This is a genomic window from Undibacterium umbellatum (genome assembly GCF_014284125.1).
GTDB lineage: Bacteria > Pseudomonadota > Gammaproteobacteria > Burkholderiales > Burkholderiaceae_D > Undibacterium > Undibacterium umbellatum.
On record NZ_JACOFX010000002.1, the window covers coordinates 112,940 to 131,083 of the forward strand.

At 50.8% G+C, this 18,144-nt stretch carries 20 protein-coding genes; 14 read left to right on the forward strand and 6 right to left on the reverse strand.

All coding sequences use genetic code 11. From position 1 onward, the window contains the following. The first annotated feature begins 2 nt into the window (after positions 1–2). Together H8L47_RS04975 and H8L47_RS04980 are read left to right on the forward strand one after the other, a co-directional pair. Positions 3–323 carry a hypothetical protein gene (locus H8L47_RS04975; RefSeq protein WP_186952128.1) on the forward strand — a complete coding sequence of 107 codons (321 nt, stop codon included), beginning with the start codon at positions 3–5 and terminating at the stop codon, positions 321–323. Between the two features lie 158 nt (positions 324–481). Further along, on the forward strand, positions 482–1,213 hold the full coding sequence (locus H8L47_RS04980; protein ID WP_186952129.1) for a lysophospholipid acyltransferase family protein: 732 nt from the start codon (positions 482–484) through the stop codon (positions 1,211–1,213). A gap of 89 nt (positions 1,214–1,302) precedes the next feature. Here the strand turns inward: H8L47_RS04980 and H8L47_RS04985 are convergent, their stop codons facing one another. From H8L47_RS04985 to H8L47_RS05005, 5 genes are all read right to left on the reverse strand, one after another. Beyond that, the gene (locus H8L47_RS04985) at positions 1,303–1,521 is read right to left on the reverse strand and encodes a phosphate ABC transporter substrate-binding protein (RefSeq protein WP_186952130.1); all 219 of its coding nucleotides are present in this window, start codon (positions 1,519–1,521) and stop codon (positions 1,303–1,305) included. Between the two features lie 298 nt (positions 1,522–1,819). Further along, on the reverse strand, positions 1,820–2,644 hold the full coding sequence (locus H8L47_RS04990; RefSeq protein ID WP_186952131.1) for a symmetrical bis(5'-nucleosyl)-tetraphosphatase: 825 nt from the start codon (positions 2,642–2,644) through the stop codon (positions 1,820–1,822). 7 nt (positions 2,645–2,651) lie between these two features. Then, on the reverse strand, positions 2,652–3,758 hold the full coding sequence (hemH, locus tag H8L47_RS04995; RefSeq protein WP_186952132.1) for a ferrochelatase: 1,107 nt from the start codon (positions 3,756–3,758) through the stop codon (positions 2,652–2,654). Positions 3,759–3,772: 14 nt separating this feature from the next. Next, positions 3,773–5,419, reverse strand: a complete 1,647-nt coding sequence (gene recN, locus H8L47_RS05000) for a DNA repair protein RecN (protein ID WP_186952133.1) — start codon at positions 5,417–5,419, stop codon at positions 3,773–3,775. Between the two features lie 122 nt (positions 5,420–5,541). Further along, the gene (locus H8L47_RS05005) at positions 5,542–6,435 is read right to left on the reverse strand and encodes an NAD kinase (protein ID WP_186952134.1); all 894 of its coding nucleotides are present in this window, start codon (positions 6,433–6,435) and stop codon (positions 5,542–5,544) included. A 75-nt stretch (positions 6,436–6,510) separates the two neighbouring features. Between H8L47_RS05005 and H8L47_RS05010 the strand changes: the two genes are divergently transcribed. Genes H8L47_RS05010 through H8L47_RS05020 form a run of 3 tightly spaced genes read left to right on the forward strand, consistent with a single transcriptional unit; the run spans position 6,511 to position 8,714 of the window. Further along, complete coding sequence (locus tag H8L47_RS05010; RefSeq protein WP_186952135.1) at positions 6,511–7,197, forward strand: HAD family hydrolase; 687 nt, start codon at positions 6,511–6,513, stop codon at positions 7,195–7,197. A gap of 44 nt (positions 7,198–7,241) precedes the next feature. Further along, on the forward strand, positions 7,242–8,273 hold the full coding sequence (gene hrcA, locus H8L47_RS05015; RefSeq protein WP_186952136.1) for a heat-inducible transcriptional repressor HrcA: 1,032 nt from the start codon (positions 7,242–7,244) through the stop codon (positions 8,271–8,273). A 57-nt stretch (positions 8,274–8,330) separates the two neighbouring features. After that, entirely contained in the window at positions 8,331–8,714 is a 384-nt protein-coding gene (locus H8L47_RS05020; RefSeq protein WP_186952137.1) for a response regulator, read from the forward strand. A gap of 63 nt (positions 8,715–8,777) precedes the next feature. On the opposite strand, the gene fur is transcribed toward H8L47_RS05020, so the two are convergent. Next, positions 8,778–9,206 (reverse strand): ferric iron uptake transcriptional regulator, encoded by a 429-nt coding sequence (fur, locus tag H8L47_RS05025; RefSeq protein ID WP_186952138.1) that lies wholly within the window; start codon positions 9,204–9,206, stop codon positions 8,778–8,780. Positions 9,207–9,281: 75 nt separating this feature from the next. Here fur and H8L47_RS05030 point away from each other — a divergent pair, with 75 nt between their 5' ends. The 9 genes from H8L47_RS05030 (at position 9,282) to H8L47_RS05070 (ending at position 17,992) form a co-directional block, all read left to right on the forward strand. Continuing rightward, positions 9,282–9,845 carry an outer membrane protein assembly factor BamE gene (locus H8L47_RS05030; protein ID WP_230413598.1) on the forward strand — a complete coding sequence of 188 codons (564 nt, stop codon included), beginning with the start codon at positions 9,282–9,284 and terminating at the stop codon, positions 9,843–9,845. A 12-nt stretch (positions 9,846–9,857) separates the two neighbouring features. Beyond that, positions 9,858–10,664, forward strand: a complete 807-nt coding sequence (gene dapB, locus H8L47_RS05035) for a 4-hydroxy-tetrahydrodipicolinate reductase (protein ID WP_186952139.1) — start codon at positions 9,858–9,860, stop codon at positions 10,662–10,664. Between the two features lie 24 nt (positions 10,665–10,688). Continuing rightward, positions 10,689–11,351, forward strand: coding sequence for a MotA/TolQ/ExbB proton channel family protein (locus H8L47_RS05040; RefSeq protein WP_408057688.1), 663 nt, complete (start codon positions 10,689–10,691; stop codon positions 11,349–11,351). 15 nt (positions 11,352–11,366) lie between these two features. After that, on the forward strand, positions 11,367–11,810 hold the full coding sequence (locus H8L47_RS05045; protein ID WP_186952141.1) for an ExbD/TolR family protein: 444 nt from the start codon (positions 11,367–11,369) through the stop codon (positions 11,808–11,810). A 142-nt stretch (positions 11,811–11,952) separates the two neighbouring features. Continuing rightward, the gene (leuS, locus tag H8L47_RS05050) at positions 11,953–14,580 is read left to right on the forward strand and encodes a leucine--tRNA ligase (protein WP_186952142.1); all 2,628 of its coding nucleotides are present in this window, start codon (positions 11,953–11,955) and stop codon (positions 14,578–14,580) included. 45 nt (positions 14,581–14,625) lie between these two features. Then, a complete protein-coding gene (locus H8L47_RS05055; protein WP_186952143.1) occupies positions 14,626–15,135 on the forward strand; it encodes an LPS-assembly lipoprotein LptE in 510 nt (169 codons plus the stop codon). 1 nt (position 15,136) lies between these two features. Beyond that, complete coding sequence (gene holA, locus H8L47_RS05060) at positions 15,137–16,156, forward strand: DNA polymerase III subunit delta (RefSeq protein WP_186952144.1); 1,020 nt, start codon at positions 15,137–15,139, stop codon at positions 16,154–16,156. Positions 16,157–16,274: 118 nt separating this feature from the next. Next, a complete protein-coding gene (locus H8L47_RS05065; protein ID WP_186953071.1) occupies positions 16,275–17,540 on the forward strand; it encodes a glutamate-5-semialdehyde dehydrogenase in 1,266 nt (421 codons plus the stop codon). A gap of 29 nt (positions 17,541–17,569) precedes the next feature. Continuing rightward, positions 17,570–17,992 (forward strand): CopD family protein, encoded by a 423-nt coding sequence (locus H8L47_RS05070; RefSeq protein WP_186952145.1) that lies wholly within the window; start codon positions 17,570–17,572, stop codon positions 17,990–17,992. The last annotated feature ends 152 nt before the right edge of the window (positions 17,993–18,144 follow it).

Below are 18,144 nucleotides of genomic sequence, written 5' to 3' on the forward strand. Positions count from 1 at the left end.
AGATGAAAAGTAATCAGCTTACCCGTGGCGAACAAAGACGCGTCATGTATGTGGAAAACAAGAACGGCTTGATCGATAGCGTCGCTGCACGCATAGGTTGGGTTGAGTTTTCCAAAACAGGAAGAACAGTTTACTACCGTGGAAAGTCCTTGCAGGCATGTGCTGGAGGTGGAATTTCCGGTAATTTTATCGACGCCGATACCCGTGAAGAATATTGGATTTCAGGCGTCAAAAAATGCGGTTCCAATGTGCATTATGCGGAATCAGTGAGTGTCTTGATCGATGAAGATGCCGAAGAAGAAGTGGCAAGGCTGCGTGCCTGAAGCAGGCTGAGGTAGTGATCCAAACTGCTCAGTGAGAAATTCGTTTGATTGAGTAGGATGAGTGGGAGTAAAGGCGCGTATAGCCTTACTCCCGCTTTTGTTTATTCAGCTTCGCTATTATTAATTGTTACTCTATGTGAGTATTTTTGTGAGTCCGTATGATCGTTTGGCATTTTTTCCGGATATTTCTCCATCTGACGGCAGGTCTGCTGACTTGCGCCGTGATCTTTCCGTTTTCTTCTGATGCCAGGCGTGACGAGCTGGTTCGTCGCTGGTCGGTCAAATTGCTGTCTATTTGTACCGTGGATGTCACTTTCAAGGATAAAAGCGAAGGTGTGGTGAATGCGTCGGCGATGATCGTGTCCAATCATGTGTCATGGCTGGATATTTTTGTCATCAATACGCTGCACCCTTGTCATTTCGTTGCCAAATCAGATATTCGCAACTGGCCTTTGCTGGGCTGGTTATGTGAAAAAGCGGGCACGATTTTCCTGGTACGCGGCAGGCAGCGCGATGTGCGCCGTATCTATGAAGGCCTGGTACATCAGATAGAAGCGGGCAAGCGCATCGCGTTTTTTCCTGAGGGTACGACAGCAGCACAAGGTAATCTGCTATCTTTTCATGCCAACCTGTTTGAAGCGGCAATAGAAGCGCATGTGCCTGTGCAACCCTTTGTTGTCCGCTATCTTGATGCTCAGGGACAGCTCCATTCCGCCGCTGATTTTATTGGCGACATGACTTTTGCAGAGAGCATGCGCATCATCTTGCTGGCACCGCGCATGACGGCAGAGCTGGTGCGCCTGCCTGCCATTCCTACCGAAGGCGCGCACAGGAGGGAAGTAGCGCAAGTAGCGCGTGCGGCGGTGATGAAGGAATTGGGAATTAGTTGATATGTAGTAGTTTGGTCTAAAGCATCTAAGGTAAAGCCTTGCGAAAACCGGAAGCATCGTTAGATTTTCGCAAAGGCTTTATTTCCTTATTATTTCCACTTCGTTTTACGTTGTTTTTTCCAGTTGCGCTGACGGTTGCCTATATGGCTGTTAATGGTTTCATACCCATGAGGAAAACAGCGTGAACAACCGCTTTTCTCTCCAATGATGATGCGTGATATCTTTATTCCCGAAACTTTTTTGGGAATGTCAGCTAAACCAACTTCATTTTTCCCGAATGCCTTGATGAGGCTGCATTCTCTTTTCATTTTGCTCTCCTTTAAGTAAATACCTAAAAGAGAGCACCTTTCAACATTTCTACTAGCATTTTCTTAACTCCTTACTGAACATAATGTCATGTTAAGCGGTTGCTTGATGCGACTGCATTTCGCACGCAAGCCGAGCGTAATCAGATGCATGTCGGCTCACTCAAGACGCGTCGACAAAAGATGATGTTCGATATGTCAAAATAAATCAAGAGAAACAAAATAAGCAAAGCGGACGCGTGGGTCTTGGAAGTGCTGGTGATATTGTGTATGTACACGGTATTAAAAAACTTGGGAATTATTACCCCGGCTTTTGCTGCTGCGGGCAATCTATTTGCACGACTTGCCTGTCTTCCAGCGCAACAGCAGTCAGCTTGCCGCCCCAGACACAGCCGGTATCCAGGCTGATCAGGTTGTCACGCAAGATCAGGCCCAGGGTGGACCAGTGGCCAAATACCACAGGAGTTTTTTCACTGGCGCGTGGCAGGTCAAACCAGGGGGTAAAGCCTTTTGGCGCGCTGTCCAGGCCATCCTTGCTGTCAAAATCCATGACGCCATCTGCACTGCAAAAACGCATGCGTGTCAGTGCATTGATGATGCAGCGTGACCTGTCATAGCCTTGCAAATCATCATGCCATTGCGCTGGGGTGTTGCCATACATATTGCGTAATAAATCTAGCCATTCCTCACTGCGCAGCTGCGTTTCTACCTCATGTGCCAGCTTCATGGTTTGCTTTGCTGACCATTGCGGGAAAATGCCTGCATGCACCAGCAAATGCTGATGCTGCAAAATCGCCATAGGCCTGTGTCGCAACCAGTCCAGCAATTCCTCACGGTCTGGTGCTTGCAGGATATCGTCCAGGGTATCGCTGCGGTGTGCCTTGCGTATGTCATGCGCAACGGCGAGTAAATGCAGGTCATGGTTGCCGAGCACGGATTCTGCCCGTCCAGCGATTTGTAAATCACGTATCAGGCGTAGGCTGGCCAGTGATTTTGGGCCTCGATTGACCAGATCTCCGGCAAACAAATACTGGGCATGTGGCTCGGTCTGCTCTATCTTGCTGAGCAGGTTTTGCAACTGGTCGGCACAGCCTTGTATGTCACCGATAAAATAAGTCTTTGCCATTGCTGCCTCAGGGCTCTCCACCCAGGCGTTTGGCTTCTGCCCGGCTGATCAGTGCGTGTTGCTTTTGCTCTTCGCGCACGCTGGCAGTGATCATGGTAGGCCAGCCTATCAGGTGTTGTTCCGCGATTTCAGCCAGAGCGCGCATCCAGGCCGGTGATTCATTCAGACAGGGGATGTAATTGAATTCCTTGCCGCCCGCTTTGAGAAAATCATCTTTTACTTCCATGGCGATTTCTTCCAGGGTTTCAAGGCAATCCGCAATAAAGCCGGGGCAGACCACGTCCAGCCTTTTTATACCTTCTTTTGCCAGTTTGACGACAGTCGGCGCGGTATAGGGTTGCAGCCATTCTGCCCGCCCCAGGCGCGATTGGAAGGTGACGATATAATCATCTTTACCCAAGCCCAGTCTGTCTGCCAGCAGGCGGGCAGTCTTATAGCATTCACAATGATAGGCATCGCCACGCAGTAAAAAGGCCTTAGGCAAGCCATGAAAGCTCATGATCAATTTTTCTGGCCGCCCATGGGTTTCCCAGTGATTCATGATGGACAATTTCAGTGCCTGTATATAGCCATCATTGTCATGGTAATTTTTGATAAAGCGCAGTTCTGGCATGTTCCTGACTTGCTGGTAATGCTGTGCCACTGCGTCAAAATTTGAGGCCGTTGTGGTGGCAGAATATTGCGGGTAAGCAGGAAGTATCAGTATGCGTTCACAGCCGTCTTGTTTGAGCTTTTGCAAGACATCGGGTATGGAAGGTGAGCCATAACGCATGGCATAAGCAACCTGGACTTCATGGCCGCGTTCACCCAGATATCCCTTCAGCAAGGATGCCTGCTTTTGTGTGTGTATCTTTAGTGGTGAGCCATCCTTGGTCCAGACAGAGGCATATTTTTTTGCAGACTGGCCAGAACGGAAAGGCAAAATGACGCCATGTAAAATCAGCCACCAGATCGGACGTGGCACTTCGACTACGCGCCTGTCCCACAAAAATTGTTTGAGGTAGCGCCGTACTGCCGATGCCGTTGGCGCATCTGGTGTACCGAGGTTGATCAGCACCACGGCTGTCTTGGCGATTTTGCCGTGTGAATATTCAGGTTCTTTAAGGAAGCGCATGATGTATTTTTTTCTTAGGATGCCAGTAATTCTCTGGCGTGTTTGCGCGTAGTCGCCGTAATTTCTATGCCTCCCAGCATGCGGGCGATTTCTTCCACTCTTTGTTTATTGTCGAGTGTTTCTATCTGTGAAACGGTTTTGCCATTCTGGTTGGCTTTGCTGACTTGGAAGTGTTGGTTAGCCTGGCTGGCAACTTGCGGCAGATGGGTAACGCACAAGACTTGCCTGTCTTGCCCAAGACGTTTCAATAAACGCCCAACCACTTCAGCCACACCACCACCTATGCCGCTGTCAACTTCATCAAATATGAGGGTAGGGGTGGCTGTAGCGCAAGAGGTGATGACCGAAATCGCCAGCGAGATACGCGCCAGCTCGCCGCCAGATGCAACCTTGGCCAGCGGCCTTGCTTGTACCCCGGCATGGCCTGCCACCAGAAATTCCACTTGTTCAAGGCCATAGGCGGCTGGTTCAACCGGGTTCAGTGCGACCGAGAAACTGCCACCGCCCATGCTCAGGTCCTGCATGGCTGTGGTGACTGCGCCCCCCAAATCCTTAGCGACTTTTTGCCTGGTCTTACTGAGTTTTTGCGCGGTCTGCAGATAAGCAAGCCTGGCTTTTTCTTCCTGTGCTTTCAGCGCGTCCATATCGGTCGCATTTGACAATTGCGCCAGTTGCGCAGACAGCGTGGCGAATTCTTCATGCAGCTTTTCTGGTGCAACGTGGAAGCGCCTTGCCGTGGTGTGTATCGCTTCGACGCGGTTTTCCACGACGCGCAAACGGGCAGGGTCAAGTTCAGTGCGGCTCAGATAATCGTTGAGGGCATAAGTGGTTTCCTGCAAATTGATGCAGGCAGATTCCAGCGCATCAGTGACGGGCTTCAATGCAGCATCATAGGCCAGCAGTTTTAAGAGTTTTTGCTGAATGGCTGTCAGTTGAGACAAGACAGGATGCTCGGATTCAGAGATCAAAGCGGCTGCTTCCTGCCCGCCTTCCAGCAGACTGGCTGCATGGGCGAGGCGGGTATGTTCCTGGCTGATACTTTCCCATTCGCCCGGTTTGATCTGCAATTTATCGAGTTCACCGACCTGCCATTCGAGGCGCTCGCGCTCTTGCAAGACGCTCTTGGCATTGATTTCAAATTCTTCGCGTTGTTTGCTGATATTGCGCCAGGCGCGGTAACGCAAGCCAACTTCACTGACTTGCTCTTGCAATCCGCCTTGCATGTCCAGCAAATCGCGCTGTGCTTCGGTTTTCAACAGTGATTGGTGCGCATGCTGACCATGGATATCCACCAGCATGTCTCCTATCTCGCGCAACTGGCTTGCTGTGGCGGTGATGCCATTGATCCATGCCTTGGAGCGGCCTGCATTATCGATGGTACGGCGCAAGATCAGCGGTTGGTCCTGGTCAAAGAATTCATGTTCTTTAAGCCAGACGGCGAGTGTTTCATTGACGGCAAATTCTGCACTGATATCAGTTTTGCTGGCAGATTCGCGCACCATGCTGGCATCACCCCTGCCACCCAGGGCCAGGGTCAGTGCATCGATCAGGATGGATTTGCCGGCACCGGTTTCTCCGGTCAGCACACTGAAACCGGAAGAAAATTCAAGCTCCAGCGTATCGACAATGACAAAATCACGAATGGCAAGCGTGCGCAACATAATGGGCAGACATGAAGGAATTTGTTAAAAAACCGGCGCTGGAAAGTATCAGCCAGCATAGCGAAATCGCTATTCTAGCAACAGCCTGTGACTTCTGTGTTCGTAAGAGTGGGCGAAAAACCTTAATTCAGTGCACCCTCAACGGATGGATATTCATTCCAGTGCAGTTTCTCGCGCAAGGTGTTGTAATAATTCCAGCCTGGAGGATGCAGGAAAGTCACCGTATGGGCAGAGCGGTTGACGATAATCCTGTCCTGATGCTGCAGGCTGGCAAAATTTTGCATATCAAAATTCAGGCTGATATCGCGCCCGGCCACGATGGTAATCACGATTTCACTACTGTCTGGCAAGACTATGGGCCGGTTCGATAAGGCATGCGGGGCAATCGGCACCATCGCAATGCCGGACAGGCTGGGGTGCAACAAGGGGCCACCGGCAGAAAGTGCATACGCCGTAGAGCCAGTCGGCGTCGAGACGATAAGACCGTCCGAGCGCTGGTTGTACATAAAATGCCCGTCTACCTCTACCCGCAATTCGACCATGCCTGAACCAGCGCCACGTGATACGACGATGTCATTGAAAGCCACGCCGCTGAAAATCTGGTTGCCATCGCGTGTGACGATGGCCTGCAGCAGGCTGCGACGTTCTGAGACATATTTACCATCCAGCATTTCCGAAATGACAGGGATCATGCGGTCCAGTGCAATATCAGTGATGAAGCCCAGCCGCCCCTGGTTGATGCCAATCAGGGGAATATTATAGGGTGCCAGTTGCCGAGCTATTCCCAGCATTGTGCCGTCACCACCAACCACAATGGCCACATCCGCCAGCTTGCCTATCTCTGGGACTGGCATGCTGCTGAACTCGCTTAATTGCGGGTATTGTGCCGTTTCTCCTTCGATGACGACACGATGCCCTGCGCTCGCGAGAAAATTGGCCAGTTCCTTAATCGAGTCAGCAATGCCTGCCGCGTTAGATTTTCCAACAAGTGCAATTGTTTTGGCCTGTACTGTCATAAACAAGGGTAGGGTGACATGATGGCTAAGATTAGAACATAATTAGGGCATCTATGAATGGAATGAGTGCTCTTTATGGCAATTAAAGCAGTTTTGCTGGATCTGGATGATACTTTGTGGCCTGTTGCGCCGGTAATTCGCCATGCCGAATCGGTTTTGCAGCAATGGATGCATGAACATGTGCCTGTCGTTGCGCAAAATTATAATGTGGAAGAATTGCGTGAGCGCAGGAATCTGTTGGTGGCGAGCGACCAGCGTTTTCAATACGACCTATGGGCCTTGCGTCATACCTTGCTGAAACAAGTATTTGATGAGCATGGTGTTGCAGCCGAAAAAGCTGACCATGCCATGGCGGTATTTGCCGATGCGAGAAACAAAGTGGACTTGTACAGCGATGTCAGGCCCGCTTTGGAAGCCTTGCAAGAAAAACTGGCCTTAGGCACGGTCTCGAATGGCTTTGCGGATTTACAGGCGATAGGTCTGGCCCATCATTTCAAGGTGTCTATCGCTGCCTTTCGGTTTGGTTGTGCCAAGCCTGATCCCAGAATATTTTTGGCTGCTTGTCAGGAGCTGCGGCTGGAACCAGCAGAGGTCTTGTATGTAGGCGATGACTTATTGCTTGATGTGCAAGGTGCACAACAGGCGGGATTAAAAGGCGGCTGGATGAACCGTCAGGGTTTAAAAATTGAAGATGAGCGCCATCTTCATATCAAGCCCGATGCAGAATTTGCCAATCTGCATGAGCTGACTCTTTGGCTATGAATTTTTCTATGTTCATGTCAGTCATGAACGCATAAAATGAAACCATGCACCTAGATATCCGCGCACAAACTTTATTAAAAGCCCTGGTCGAGCGTTATATCGCTGATGGCCAGCCTGTGGGTTCCCGCGCCTTGTCAAAAATATCCGGCCTGGAATTATCGCCAGCGACGATACGCAATGTCATGGCAGATCTCGAAGAAATGGGTTTCGTCGCTAGCCCGCACACTTCTGCTGGCCGTATCCCTACCCCCAGAGGGTATCGCGTTTTCGTCGATAAATTGCTCACTGTGCAAGATATTCATGGAGGCGACATGGATACTCGCCTGCACTCCAGTCTGCAATCTCCTATGAATGCGCAGTCGCCGCAAAAGTTGATTGCCAATGCAGCGCAGATATTATCGTCTCTGTCTCAATTTGCCGGTGTTGTCATGACACCACGTACAGAGTCGATGTTCCAGCAAGTTGAATTTTTGCGCCTGTCAGAAAAGCGCATCTTGCTGGTAGTTGTTACTCCAAGTGGCGAAGTTCATAATCGTCTTTTATTGACGGATGTTGACTATACACCTACGCAATTGGTGCAGGCTGCCAATTATCTGAATCAGAATTTCGGTGGGCTGAGCTTCAGCGACGCACGTTCGCGTATCAATAGCGAGTTGCGGCAATTGCAGAATGATATGACCAGGCTCATGCAAGCCGCCGTCGAAGCTGGTAGTAATGCCATGGATGAGGATAATGATGAAGTCGTCATCTCTGGCGAGCGCAATTTGTTGAATGTGCAAGATCTGTCTTCAAATATGGGGTCATTGCGCAAATTATTTGATATGTTTGAACAGAAAAGCAGCCTTATGCAATTACTGGATGTCTCCAGCAAGGCAACGGGCGTACAGATATTCATCGGTGGTGATTCGCAACTTGTGCCGATGGAAGAAATGAGTATAGTCACTGCTCCCTATGAGGTGAATGGCAAGATAGTGGGTACCCTGGGCGTTATCGGCCCCACCCGCATGGCATATGAAAGGGTCATACCCATCGTAGACATTACGGCAAAATTATTATCTAATGCATTAAGTCAATAAGGCACGATGTCAATTGGCGATGCGTGTAAGTAAACATTCATCCGAAGCAGGGTTGCTATGGAAAAGAAAAACGCAAAGATTTTATTGATTGATGACAATGATGTAACCCGCGAAGTGCTCAGGGTTATATTGCGCAGTGAGGGGTATAATGTTGTCGGCGAAGCAACTGATGGCGGTAGTGGTCTGGAATTGGCGCTTAAACTAAAACCAGATTTGATCATGCTGGATATTGTCATGCCAAAAATCAGTGGCACAGAGATTTTACCCCGTATCAGGGATTTGCTGCCTGATACCAGAGTGCTGATGGTGACCGCGAATAAGGACCAGGAAACGATTACAGAGGTAGTCAAAACAGGCATACATGGCTATATCCTAAAGCCATTTAATGCGCAAAAAATTATTGATACTGTGGCCGGTGTGGTAGGCAAGATCAATAGATAGACGTATCAGAAGATTTTCAGTCAATTGATACGTCTGAAAAAAGAAGCACGTTTGAGGTTTGATTTATCCCTTGTGTTCGCAATTCGGCTTGGTGCAATTGCCATAAATCGCTAGCGCATGCTCAGCAATCTTGAACCCGCGGTCCAGGGCCACAGTTTGCTGGCGCTGTTCGATCTCCTCATCAAAAAATTCTTCTACACGGCCACAGTCGAGGCAAACCAGGTGATCATGATGTGAACCTTCATTCAATTCAAAAATGGCTTTGCCGGTTTCAAAATGATTGCGGTTTAACAGGCCGGCCTGTTCAAACTGGGTCAGCACGCGGTATACCGTTGCCAGGCCAACATCCATATTTTCATTCAGCAGGATCTTATACACATCTTCTGCTGTCAGATGACGTACCCGGCTGTTCTGGAAGATTTCCAGGATTTTCAGTCGGGGCAGAGTGGCTTTCAGACCGCTGGCCTTGAGGTTGGGGGTACTGTTTGTCATGTTTTCGATCAAAAAATTGCTATCTGCTTTATGATATCGGGTTTTAGGGCTTGTTGCTCAATTAAGAGGTTATCTATGCAACTGTTGTTTTCAAAAGTAACACGGAAGAAGATGAGCCGCGTAGCGGGCCTGGCTTTGCTGGCGTCTCTGACTGCAGCATGTACGTCTCCACTGGGTATATTGTCGTCCGCTGACAAGACTTCAGTATATGCAACTTCGGGCACGCCGAGTGACACTAATGGTGCGCAAGTGGTAGAACCTAGCGGTTTTGCCAAGGTACTGACTTTCATTTCGCCTTATCGCGTTTCCATACAGCAAGGAAACTTTGTTTCTCAGGAAATGGTGGCCCAATTAAAAGAAGGCATGACGCGCGAGCAAGTGCGTTTTGTACTGGGCACGGCCTTGCTGACAGATATGTTCCATGAAGACCGCTGGGATTATCCTTTCCGCCTGATCAAGCCAAATGGCGAACGCATTACCAGCCGGGTTTCTGTGTATTTTAAAAACGGTACGGTTGCCAAGTTTGAAGGTGGTAATTTGCCTACGGAAAAAGAATACCTGGCTCGAATTACTGAGTCAGCCCTGGGCTTGAATCGTGTGCAATCGATCGTGGAAACCGACGCTCCCAAGAAAAAATAGAAATAAACTAACATGACAGCACTCAAAATTGCAGTGGCCGGCGCTTCTGGCCGTATGGGGAAAATGCTGGTCGAAGCGATCAGTAATGCCGATGATATGGTGTTGGTTGGCGCGCTGGACGTGCCGGCCTCACCGGCGCTGGGGACAGATGCTGCTGCCAGTTTGGGCAAGCCATCGGGTGTCGCCATTACTGCGGATCTGGCGGCAGGTCTGGCGAATGCCAGTTATCTCATCGATTTCACCCGTCCTGAAGGTACGCTCAAGCATCTTGAATATTGTGCCGCACATGGCATCAAGATGATCATAGGCACTACAGGTTTTGATGATGCTGGCAAGGCAGCGATTGCCGCTGCGGCAGAAAAAACGGCCATCGTATTCGCGCCGAATATGAGTGTGGGCGTGAATGTCACCATGAAATTGTTGGAAATGGCAGCCAAAAGCTTTGCCGAGGGCTATGACATAGAAATCGTCGAAGCCCACCACCGCTTCAAGGTCGATGCACCTTCCGGCACTGCCCTGAAAATGGGAGAAGTCATTGCCGATGCCCTGGGCCGTGACCTCAATGAAGTGGGTGTATTTGCCCGCGAAGGCGTGACAGGCGAACGCGATCCATCGTCCATCGGCTTTGCCACCATCCGTGGCGGCGACATCGTTGGCGACCATACGGTCTTGTTTGCCGGTATCGGTGAACGTGTGGAAATCAGCCACAAATCATCCAGCCGCGTGACTTATGCGCATGGCAGCTTGCGTGCCGCACGTTTCCTCGAAAACAAGTCGGTGGGCTTGTTTGATATGTACGATGTGCTGGGTTTGCGTTAATCTGTTTGCATAGTAGCTATTGGCATAGACATGAATTCTGCAATTGCACATTATTGGGAACAGGCCGATGCCATGGGGCATCTGGTCGGCTGGCTATTATTGTTGATGTCAGTGCTTAGCTGGACGCTGATACTGATGAAAGCCTGGAGTTTTTGGCGCATCCGCAAAGCCGCGCCTGCCTTGCATACATTCTGGCGCGCTCCCAGCATGGCTGATGCCTTGTCTTCCCTGCGTCAGGCTGATCAGTCCAAAGTATTTATCAGTCTGGCAGAAGCTGCCCATGCTGCCAGCGATGCAACACAACGCAGTGCCACGCTGTCCGCCAATACCGGGCTCAGTGAAATTTTGACGCGCAGCCTGCGCCAGGAATTGCAAGGGCTGACAGTCAGGCTGGAAACTGGCCTGAGTTTTTTGGCATCAGTAGGTGCAACCGCCCCCTTTGTTGGTTTGCTGGGGACGGTATGGGGTATTTACCGTGCCCTGACTGCGATCTCTTCGAACGGCCTCGTGCAAATCGATCAGCTGGCCGGACCAGTGGGCGAGGCCTTGATCATGACTGCCCTGGGTTTGCTGGTGGCAATACCTGCCGTGCTGGCCTATAACGCTTTTAACCGCATCAACCGGATTACCCTGGCTGAACTTGATGGCTTTGCCTTTGACTTGCATGCTCACATGAGCAAGTCTTGATATTTATATTAAAAGATGACATTCGGTCAATTTCATACGCCGCGCGAATCTTCTTCCCGTCCTTTGACTTCGATGGCGGACATCAATGTCACCCCCATGGTTGACGTCATGCTGGTCTTGCTTGTCATTTTCATCATTGCAGCACCTTTCATGACGCATGCGGTCAAGCTCGATTTGCCACAGGCGCAATCTGAGGCCGCGCCAGAGCAAGCTGATACAGTCAGTATTTCATTTGACGCCGATGGTATCCTTTACTGGAATAACCAGGTACTGGCCATGATGGAGCTGGAGTCAAAACTGGCAGCACAGGCAAAAAAGAACAAGCAGGCCGAAATACAGTTACGGGCTGACAAAGCCACCCGCTATGAAATTATTGCCAAGGTCATGGCGGCGGCCCAATCCCAGGGCATGGCGAAGATTTCTTTCGTCACTGACAGCAAGCAAGCTAAAAAGCCCTGATGGTCTGCTTGCACTCAAAGTCAGCGATCCCCTCATAATTGACCCAGACAGTCTTGACCAGCAAGGCTTTCCTCAATAATGTGCCTGAACCAGTTATAATCAAAGGTTCTGAGTCATTTTCGCTTCCACTTCTGCTTACGCCATGCAAGAAAAATACACGCCCTCTGACGTCGAACAATCGGCGCAATCCCATTGGAAAAAGATCGATGCCTATAAGGCAGTAGAAAATAATCCACGTTTCCCTAAGGGCAAGTATTACGCTTGCTCCATGCTGCCCTACCCATCGGGCAAGCTGCATATGGGCCACGTGCGCAATTACACGATCAATGACATGCTGGCGCGCCAGCTGCGCATGAAGGGTTATAACGTCCTCATGCCCATGGGCTGGGATGCGTTTGGCTTGCCAGCAGAAAATGCAGCGATTGCCTACAAAAAATCGCCAGCAGAATGGACTTACTCGAATATTGAGGACATGAAGTCGCAAATGCAGCCCCTGGGCCTGGCATTTGACTGGACGCGTGAAGTTGCAACCTGCGACCCGGATTACTATCGCTGGAACCAGTGGCTGTTTCTGAAGATGCTGGAAAAAGGCGTCGCTTACAAAAAAACTCAGGTTGTGAACTGGGACCCAATTGATCAAACCGTGCTGGCGAATGAGCAGGTGATTGATGGCCGCGGCTGGCGCTCAGGTGCTCTGGTAGAAAAGCGCGAAATCCCTGGCTACTACTTTGGCATCACCCAATATGCAGACGAATTGCTGAACAGCATCGACGATCTGGATGGCTGGCCTGAGCAAGTACGTACCATGCAGCGTAACTGGATAGGCAAGAGCGAAGGCGTACGCTTTGCTTTCCCACACCAGATCGCTGACGAAACTGGCGCGTTGCTGCAAGATGGCAAGATGTATGTGTTTACTACCCGCCCTGACACCATCATGGGCGTGACTTTCTGCGCAGTAGCAGCAGAGCATCCTATCGCCACGCTGGCAGCAAAGAATAATGCAGCGCTGGCAGCCTTCATCGAAGTTTGCAAAGCTGGTGGCACGACAGAAGCCGAAATGGCTACCAAGGAAAAAGAGGGCATGCCGACTGGCCTCTTCGTGACTCATCCTTTGACTGGCGAGCAAGTCGAAGTCTGGGTCGGTAACTATGTCTTGATGACGTATGGCGATGGCGCTGTCATGGGCGTGCCTGCGCATGATGAACGTGATTTCGCTTTCGCGAAAAAATACCATATCGCCATCAAGCAGGTAGTGGCAATCGAAGGTGAAAATTTTACGACGGATGCCTGGGCAGAATCCTATGGCGACAAGCAGCGTGGCGTCACCGTCAATTCTGGCAAATATGATGGCTTGAGTTTCAAAGCTACTGTTGATGCAGTCGCGAATGACCTGGTTGCCAAAGGTCTGGGCGAAAAGAAAACCACCTGGCGTTTGCGTGACTGGGGTATTTCCCGTCAGCGTTACTGGGGTACACCCATCCCTATCATCCACTGCGACAGCTGTGGTGATGTGCCTGTGCCATATGAAGATTTGCCGGTGGTATTGCCAACTGACTGCATCCCTGATGGTTCTGGCAATCCATTGAAACAACGTGAAGATTTCCTGAATGTGCCTTGCCCTAAATGCGGCAGCCCGGCACACCGTGAAACCGACACCATGGACACCTTCGTTGATTCTAGCTGGTATTTCATGCGTTATACCTGCCCGGATGCAACGACGATGGTCGATGAACGCAATGATTACTGGATGGCGATGGACCAGTACATTGGCGGTGTTGAGCATGCGGTTTTGCATTTACTGTATGCACGCTTCTGGACCAAGGCCATGCGTGACCTGGGTCTGGTCAAGATCGATGAACCTTTCAAGAACCTGTTCACCCAGGGCATGTTGCTTAACGAGTCTTACTATCGTGAAGATGTCAGCGGCAAGAAGATCTGGTTCTATCCGAATGAAATTGAAGTCCAGCATGATGACAAGGGGCGTCCAATCGCCGCCATGTTGAAATCAGACGGACAGCCTGTGCAAATGGGCGGCATCGAAAAGATGTCCAAGTCCAAGAACAATGTGGTCGAACCGAAAGACATTATCGAGCAGTTCGGCGCGGATACCGCGCGCCTGTTCACCATGTTTGCTGGTCCTCCAGATCAAAGTGCGGCATGGAGTAATAGTGGCGTTGAAGGTGCATCGCGTTACCTGCGTCGCCTGTGGGCTTCGGCATTAAAACTGTCAGGTACGATTGCCTCAGGTACGACGGCACCTGCTGCTTATGCAAATGATGTCAAGGCATTGCGCCGTGAAGTGCATCTGACCCTGAAGCAGATCGATGCTGATTACGACCGCCTGCAGTACAACACGGTTGTCTCTGGTGCGATGAAGTTGCTCAACACCATAGAATCCTTCAAGTCAGAAGCTGAAGGCAGTGCAGCAGCCTTGCGCGAAGCGTTCAGCATCTTGCTGCGTGGCCTGTATCCGGTATGTCCTCATATCACTCACGTCTTGTGGCACGAACTTGGTTTAGCTGCTGATCTGGGTGAGATCATCGACGCACCGTGGCCGCTGGTGGATGAGGCTGCATTGGTACAGGATGAAATCGAATTGATGGTTCAGGTCAATGGCAAACTGCGCGGCAGCATCAAGGTCGCCAAGGACGCCGACAAGGCGACCATAGAAGCGACTGCATTGGGCAATGAAAGTGTGCAAAAATTCATGGAAGGCGCAGCCAAGAAAATCATCATCGTTCCTGGCAAGTTGGTGAATATCGTTGCCTAATGTTGATCTTGAAAAAATAGTCTTACCAGTAACAGGGAAAACCGCATGCAAACAAAATATGTAAAGCATCTGCAATGGCTGGCAGCCATCATGTCCATCATGTTGCTGTCGGCCTGTGGTTTTGCCCTGCGTGGCCCGGTGGCATTGCCATTCAAGAGCATTTATATAGGTTTGCCTGAGGCTTCAGCTTTGGGAGGCGAATTGCGCCGCCATATCCGTGCCAATGGTCAAACCCAGATCATGTCGGATGCCAAGGCTGCTCAGGTGGTATTGGAAGTGCTGGCCGAAACCAGGGACAAGCAAATCCTGTCCCTGAATAGCCAGGGCCGCGTGCGTGAATACAATCTGATTTATAACTTTCGCTTCCGCGTCCGCAATAGTGTAGGCAAGGAATTCCTGGAGCCAGTAGACATACAGCTCAAGCGTAATATCAGCTTTAATGAAACCCAGGTATTGGCGAAAGAGGCAGAAGAAGTCTTGCTGTACCGTGATATGCAAAGTGACCTGGTGCAGCAAATCATGCGCAGGCTGGCTGTTGTAAAGATGGACGACTGATATGCAATTACGCTTCGATGCCCTTGATGGCCATCTGGCGAAAACACTGGCGCCACTGTATGTGATCACCAGTGATGAGCATTTGCTGGCGCTGGAAGCTGCAGACAAGATACGCCGCACCGCAAAGGCGCAGGGTTTTTACGAACGTGAAATCCTGACGGTGGAGCGCAGTTTCAAATGGGGAGCCTTGCTGGCAGCGAATCAGTCGCAATCCCTGTTTGGCGATAAAAAACTCATCGACTTGCGCATCCCTACCGGCAAGCCCGGCAAGGATGGTGGCCAGGCATTGCAGGATTATGTGGCGAACCTGTCACCCGATAACCTGACCCTGATCACTTTGCCCAAGCTGGACTGGGCGACGCAAAAGGCCGCCTGGGTAGGCAGCTTGCAGCAGGCCGCGGTGTATATTGATATTCCGCTGGTAGAGCGCAATCAACTGCCAGGCTGGATCAGCATGCGCCTGTCCATGCAGCAGCAAAGCGCAGACAGGCAAAGCCTGGATTTCATTGCCGACAGAGTAGAAGGCAATTTGCTGGCTGCCCATCAGGAAATCCAGAAGCTGGCCTTGCTCCATCCGTCGGGCAAACTGAGTTTTGAACAAATCCATGATGCCGTGCTGAATGTGGCACGTTATGATGTATTCAAACTCAATGAAGCCATGCTGGCCGGTGATGTAGCAAGACTGGTACGCATGTTGAATGGCTTGAAAGGCGAGGGCGAAGCATTACCCCTGGTCTTATGGGCCATGGCAGAAGAAATACGCACCCTGCTGAAATTGAAGTCTGGTATGGCACAGGGCAGGCCTTTGTCAGCCTTGCTGAAAGAATATCGCATCTGGGGACCTAGGGAAAAACTCATGGATCCTGCCTTGCGCCGCGTCAGCCTGGCAAATTTGCGGGCCGCGCTGCAAGAAGCGTCACAAGTCGATAAGATGGTAAAAGGTTTACGAGCGAAGGCATTTGCAGGTGATCCCTGGGATGCCTTATTGCAATTGGGTTTGAGGGTGGCGAAAGCAGCTTGAAAAGTTGTTTGGCCTGCATCTGATAGCGACGGTTTATCAAACTGAAATGAATTCCCTCGCCACCTTGCTGGTGGCTGATCAACGAATATGGGGGCCAGTAGGTTCTCTCAATGACGATATGGATATCAAGCACTACATGAATGACCTCGGCATCCGTGCCCGCGCAGCATCACGCGCCATGGCCAAAGCCGATACTGCCGCCAAGAATAAGGCCCTGTCCCTGATCGCTGCCGCCATCAGGCGTGAAGCTGCCGCCTTGCGCGCCGCCAATGAGCTTGACCTGGCCGCAGCGAAAGCAGCAGGCATGGAAGCAGCCATGCTTGACCGGCTGACCCTTTCCGACAAGGCGATTGCCACTATGGCCGAAGGTCTGGAACAGATCGTCAGCCTGGCTGACCCTATCGGCGAAATCTCGAACATGAAATACCGCCCCACCGGCATACAGGTAGGGCAAATGCGGGTGCCACTGGGTGTTATAGGCATCATTTATGAAGCACGCCCGAATGTCACAGTAGATGCGGCTGGCCTGTGTATCAAGAGTGGTAATGCCACCATCTTGCGAGGCGGTTCTGAAGCGATACATTGCAACCAGGCCTTGGCGAAACTGGTCAAGGAAGGCCTGGCCGGTGCCGGTTTGCCTGCTGACGCGGTGCAGATCGTCGAGACCACAGACCGCGCTGCTGTCGGTGAACTGATCACTATGCCGCAATATGTCGATGTCATTGTCCCGCGCGGAGGCAAGGGCCTGATTGCGCGTTTGATGCAAGAAGCGACTGTGCCCATGATCAAGCATCTTGATGGCATCTGCCATGTGTATATTGATGATAAGGCTGACCTGAAAAAAGCCGTGGATGTCGCATTCAATGCCAAGTGCCATCGCTACGGCACCTGCAATACCATGGAAACCTTGCTGGTCGCACATGGTATTGCCGCCCAGGTCTTGCCAGCATTGGCTGAATTATATGCAGGCAAGCAGGTCGAATTGCGTTGCGACGAAGCGGCCGCTGCCATACTGGCAGGCTACCCGCATCTGGCCAAAGCAACAGAAGAGGACTGGAGTACTGAATACCTTGCTCCTGTCCTCGCCATCAAGGTGGTGGCTGATCTGGATGAGGCTATCACGCATATCAATGATTATTCATCCAAGCATACAGAATCCATTATCACAGAAGACTATAGCCGCGCCCTGCGTTTCTTGCGCGAAGTGGATTCTGCCTCGGTGATGGTGAATGCCTCCACCCGTTTTGCCGATGGTTTTGAATATGGCCTGGGTGCCGAGATTGGTATCTCGAATGACAAGCTGCATGCACGTGGCCCGGTTGGTCTGGAAGGGCTGACTTCGGTGAAGTATGTGGTTTTTGGCCACGGCGAAGTACGCCAGTAATAATGTCGCACCATTAAGGAAAGTAAGCCATGCTCTGGGTAAAAGTTTTACACATTCTGTTCGTCACATCCTGGTTCGCAGGCCTGTTTTATATGCCACGCATCCTGGTCAATCTGGCGATGGAAAATCATGCGCTCACGACAGAGCGCCTTTTGCTGATGGCGCGCAAGCTTTACCGTTTCATGACAATATTGGCAGTGTTAGCTTTGATTTTTGGTCTATGGTTATGGCTAGTCTATGGCATAGGCAAGGGGCCGGGTAATGGCTGGCTGCATGCCAAGCTGACTTTCGTGATCTTGCTGATAGGCTATCACCATGCCTGTGGCAGCTTGTTGAAAAAGTTTGAGAAGGGTGTTAACAAGCGCAGCCATGTCTGGTTCCGCTGGTTTAATGAAGTGCCGGTAATTTTGTTGCTGGCGATATTGATTTTGGTTGTCGTCAAACCTTTCTAGGGAACCTTTGATTAAGTTACTGCGCGACGCTATTTTGGGCCTGCGATGCTCGCCGTACAGTCGTACGACTGCGCTTCTTAACCCAAACTAGCGCCGCTCGCTGCACTTAATCAAAGATTCCCGAGGTTTGAATGTAGAGTTGACCTGGAGTG

What these genes read in the sequence shown, in the direction of transcription:
- H8L47_RS05005 (WP_186952134.1), bottom strand. Translation starts at nt 6,435, where the DNA reads ATGACAGTACAGGCCAAAACAATTGCACTTGTTGGAAAATCTAACGCG.
- H8L47_RS05010 (WP_186952135.1), top strand. Translation starts at nt 6,511, where the DNA reads ATGGCAATTAAAGCAGTTTTGCTGGATCTGGATGATACTTTGTGGCCT.
- H8L47_RS05030 (WP_230413598.1), top strand. Translation starts at nt 9,282, where the DNA reads ATGCAACTGTTGTTTTCAAAAGTAACACGGAAGAAGATGAGCCGCGTA.
- hemH (WP_186952132.1), bottom strand. Translation starts at nt 3,758, where the DNA reads ATGCGCTTCCTTAAAGAACCTGAATATTCACACGGCAAAATCGCCAAG.
- H8L47_RS05070 (WP_186952145.1), top strand. Translation starts at nt 17,570, where the DNA reads ATGCTCTGGGTAAAAGTTTTACACATTCTGTTCGTCACATCCTGGTTC.
- holA (WP_186952144.1), top strand. Translation starts at nt 15,137, where the DNA reads ATGCAATTACGCTTCGATGCCCTTGATGGCCATCTGGCGAAAACACTG.
- recN (WP_186952133.1), bottom strand. Translation starts at nt 5,419, where the DNA reads ATGTTGCGCACGCTTGCCATTCGTGATTTTGTCATTGTCGATACGCTG.
- H8L47_RS04975 (WP_186952128.1), top strand. Translation starts at nt 3, where the DNA reads ATGAAAAGTAATCAGCTTACCCGTGGCGAACAAAGACGCGTCATGTAT.
- H8L47_RS04990 (WP_186952131.1), bottom strand. Translation starts at nt 2,644, where the DNA reads ATGGCAAAGACTTATTTTATCGGTGACATACAAGGCTGTGCCGACCAG.
- H8L47_RS05065 (WP_186953071.1), top strand. Translation starts at nt 16,275, where the DNA reads ATGGATATCAAGCACTACATGAATGACCTCGGCATCCGTGCCCGCGCA.
- dapB (WP_186952139.1), top strand. Translation starts at nt 9,858, where the DNA reads ATGACAGCACTCAAAATTGCAGTGGCCGGCGCTTCTGGCCGTATGGGG.
- fur (WP_186952138.1), bottom strand. Translation starts at nt 9,206, where the DNA reads ATGACAAACAGTACCCCCAACCTCAAGGCCAGCGGTCTGAAAGCCACT.
- hrcA (WP_186952136.1), top strand. Translation starts at nt 7,242, where the DNA reads ATGCACCTAGATATCCGCGCACAAACTTTATTAAAAGCCCTGGTCGAG.
- H8L47_RS04980 (WP_186952129.1), top strand. Translation starts at nt 482, where the DNA reads ATGATCGTTTGGCATTTTTTCCGGATATTTCTCCATCTGACGGCAGGT.
- H8L47_RS04985 (WP_186952130.1), bottom strand. Translation starts at nt 1,521, where the DNA reads ATGAAAAGAGAATGCAGCCTCATCAAGGCATTCGGGAAAAATGAAGTT.
- leuS (WP_186952142.1), top strand. Translation starts at nt 11,953, where the DNA reads ATGCAAGAAAAATACACGCCCTCTGACGTCGAACAATCGGCGCAATCC.
- H8L47_RS05045 (WP_186952141.1), top strand. Translation starts at nt 11,367, where the DNA reads ATGACATTCGGTCAATTTCATACGCCGCGCGAATCTTCTTCCCGTCCT.
- H8L47_RS05055 (WP_186952143.1), top strand. Translation starts at nt 14,626, where the DNA reads ATGCAAACAAAATATGTAAAGCATCTGCAATGGCTGGCAGCCATCATG.
- H8L47_RS05020 (WP_186952137.1), top strand. Translation starts at nt 8,331, where the DNA reads ATGGAAAAGAAAAACGCAAAGATTTTATTGATTGATGACAATGATGTA.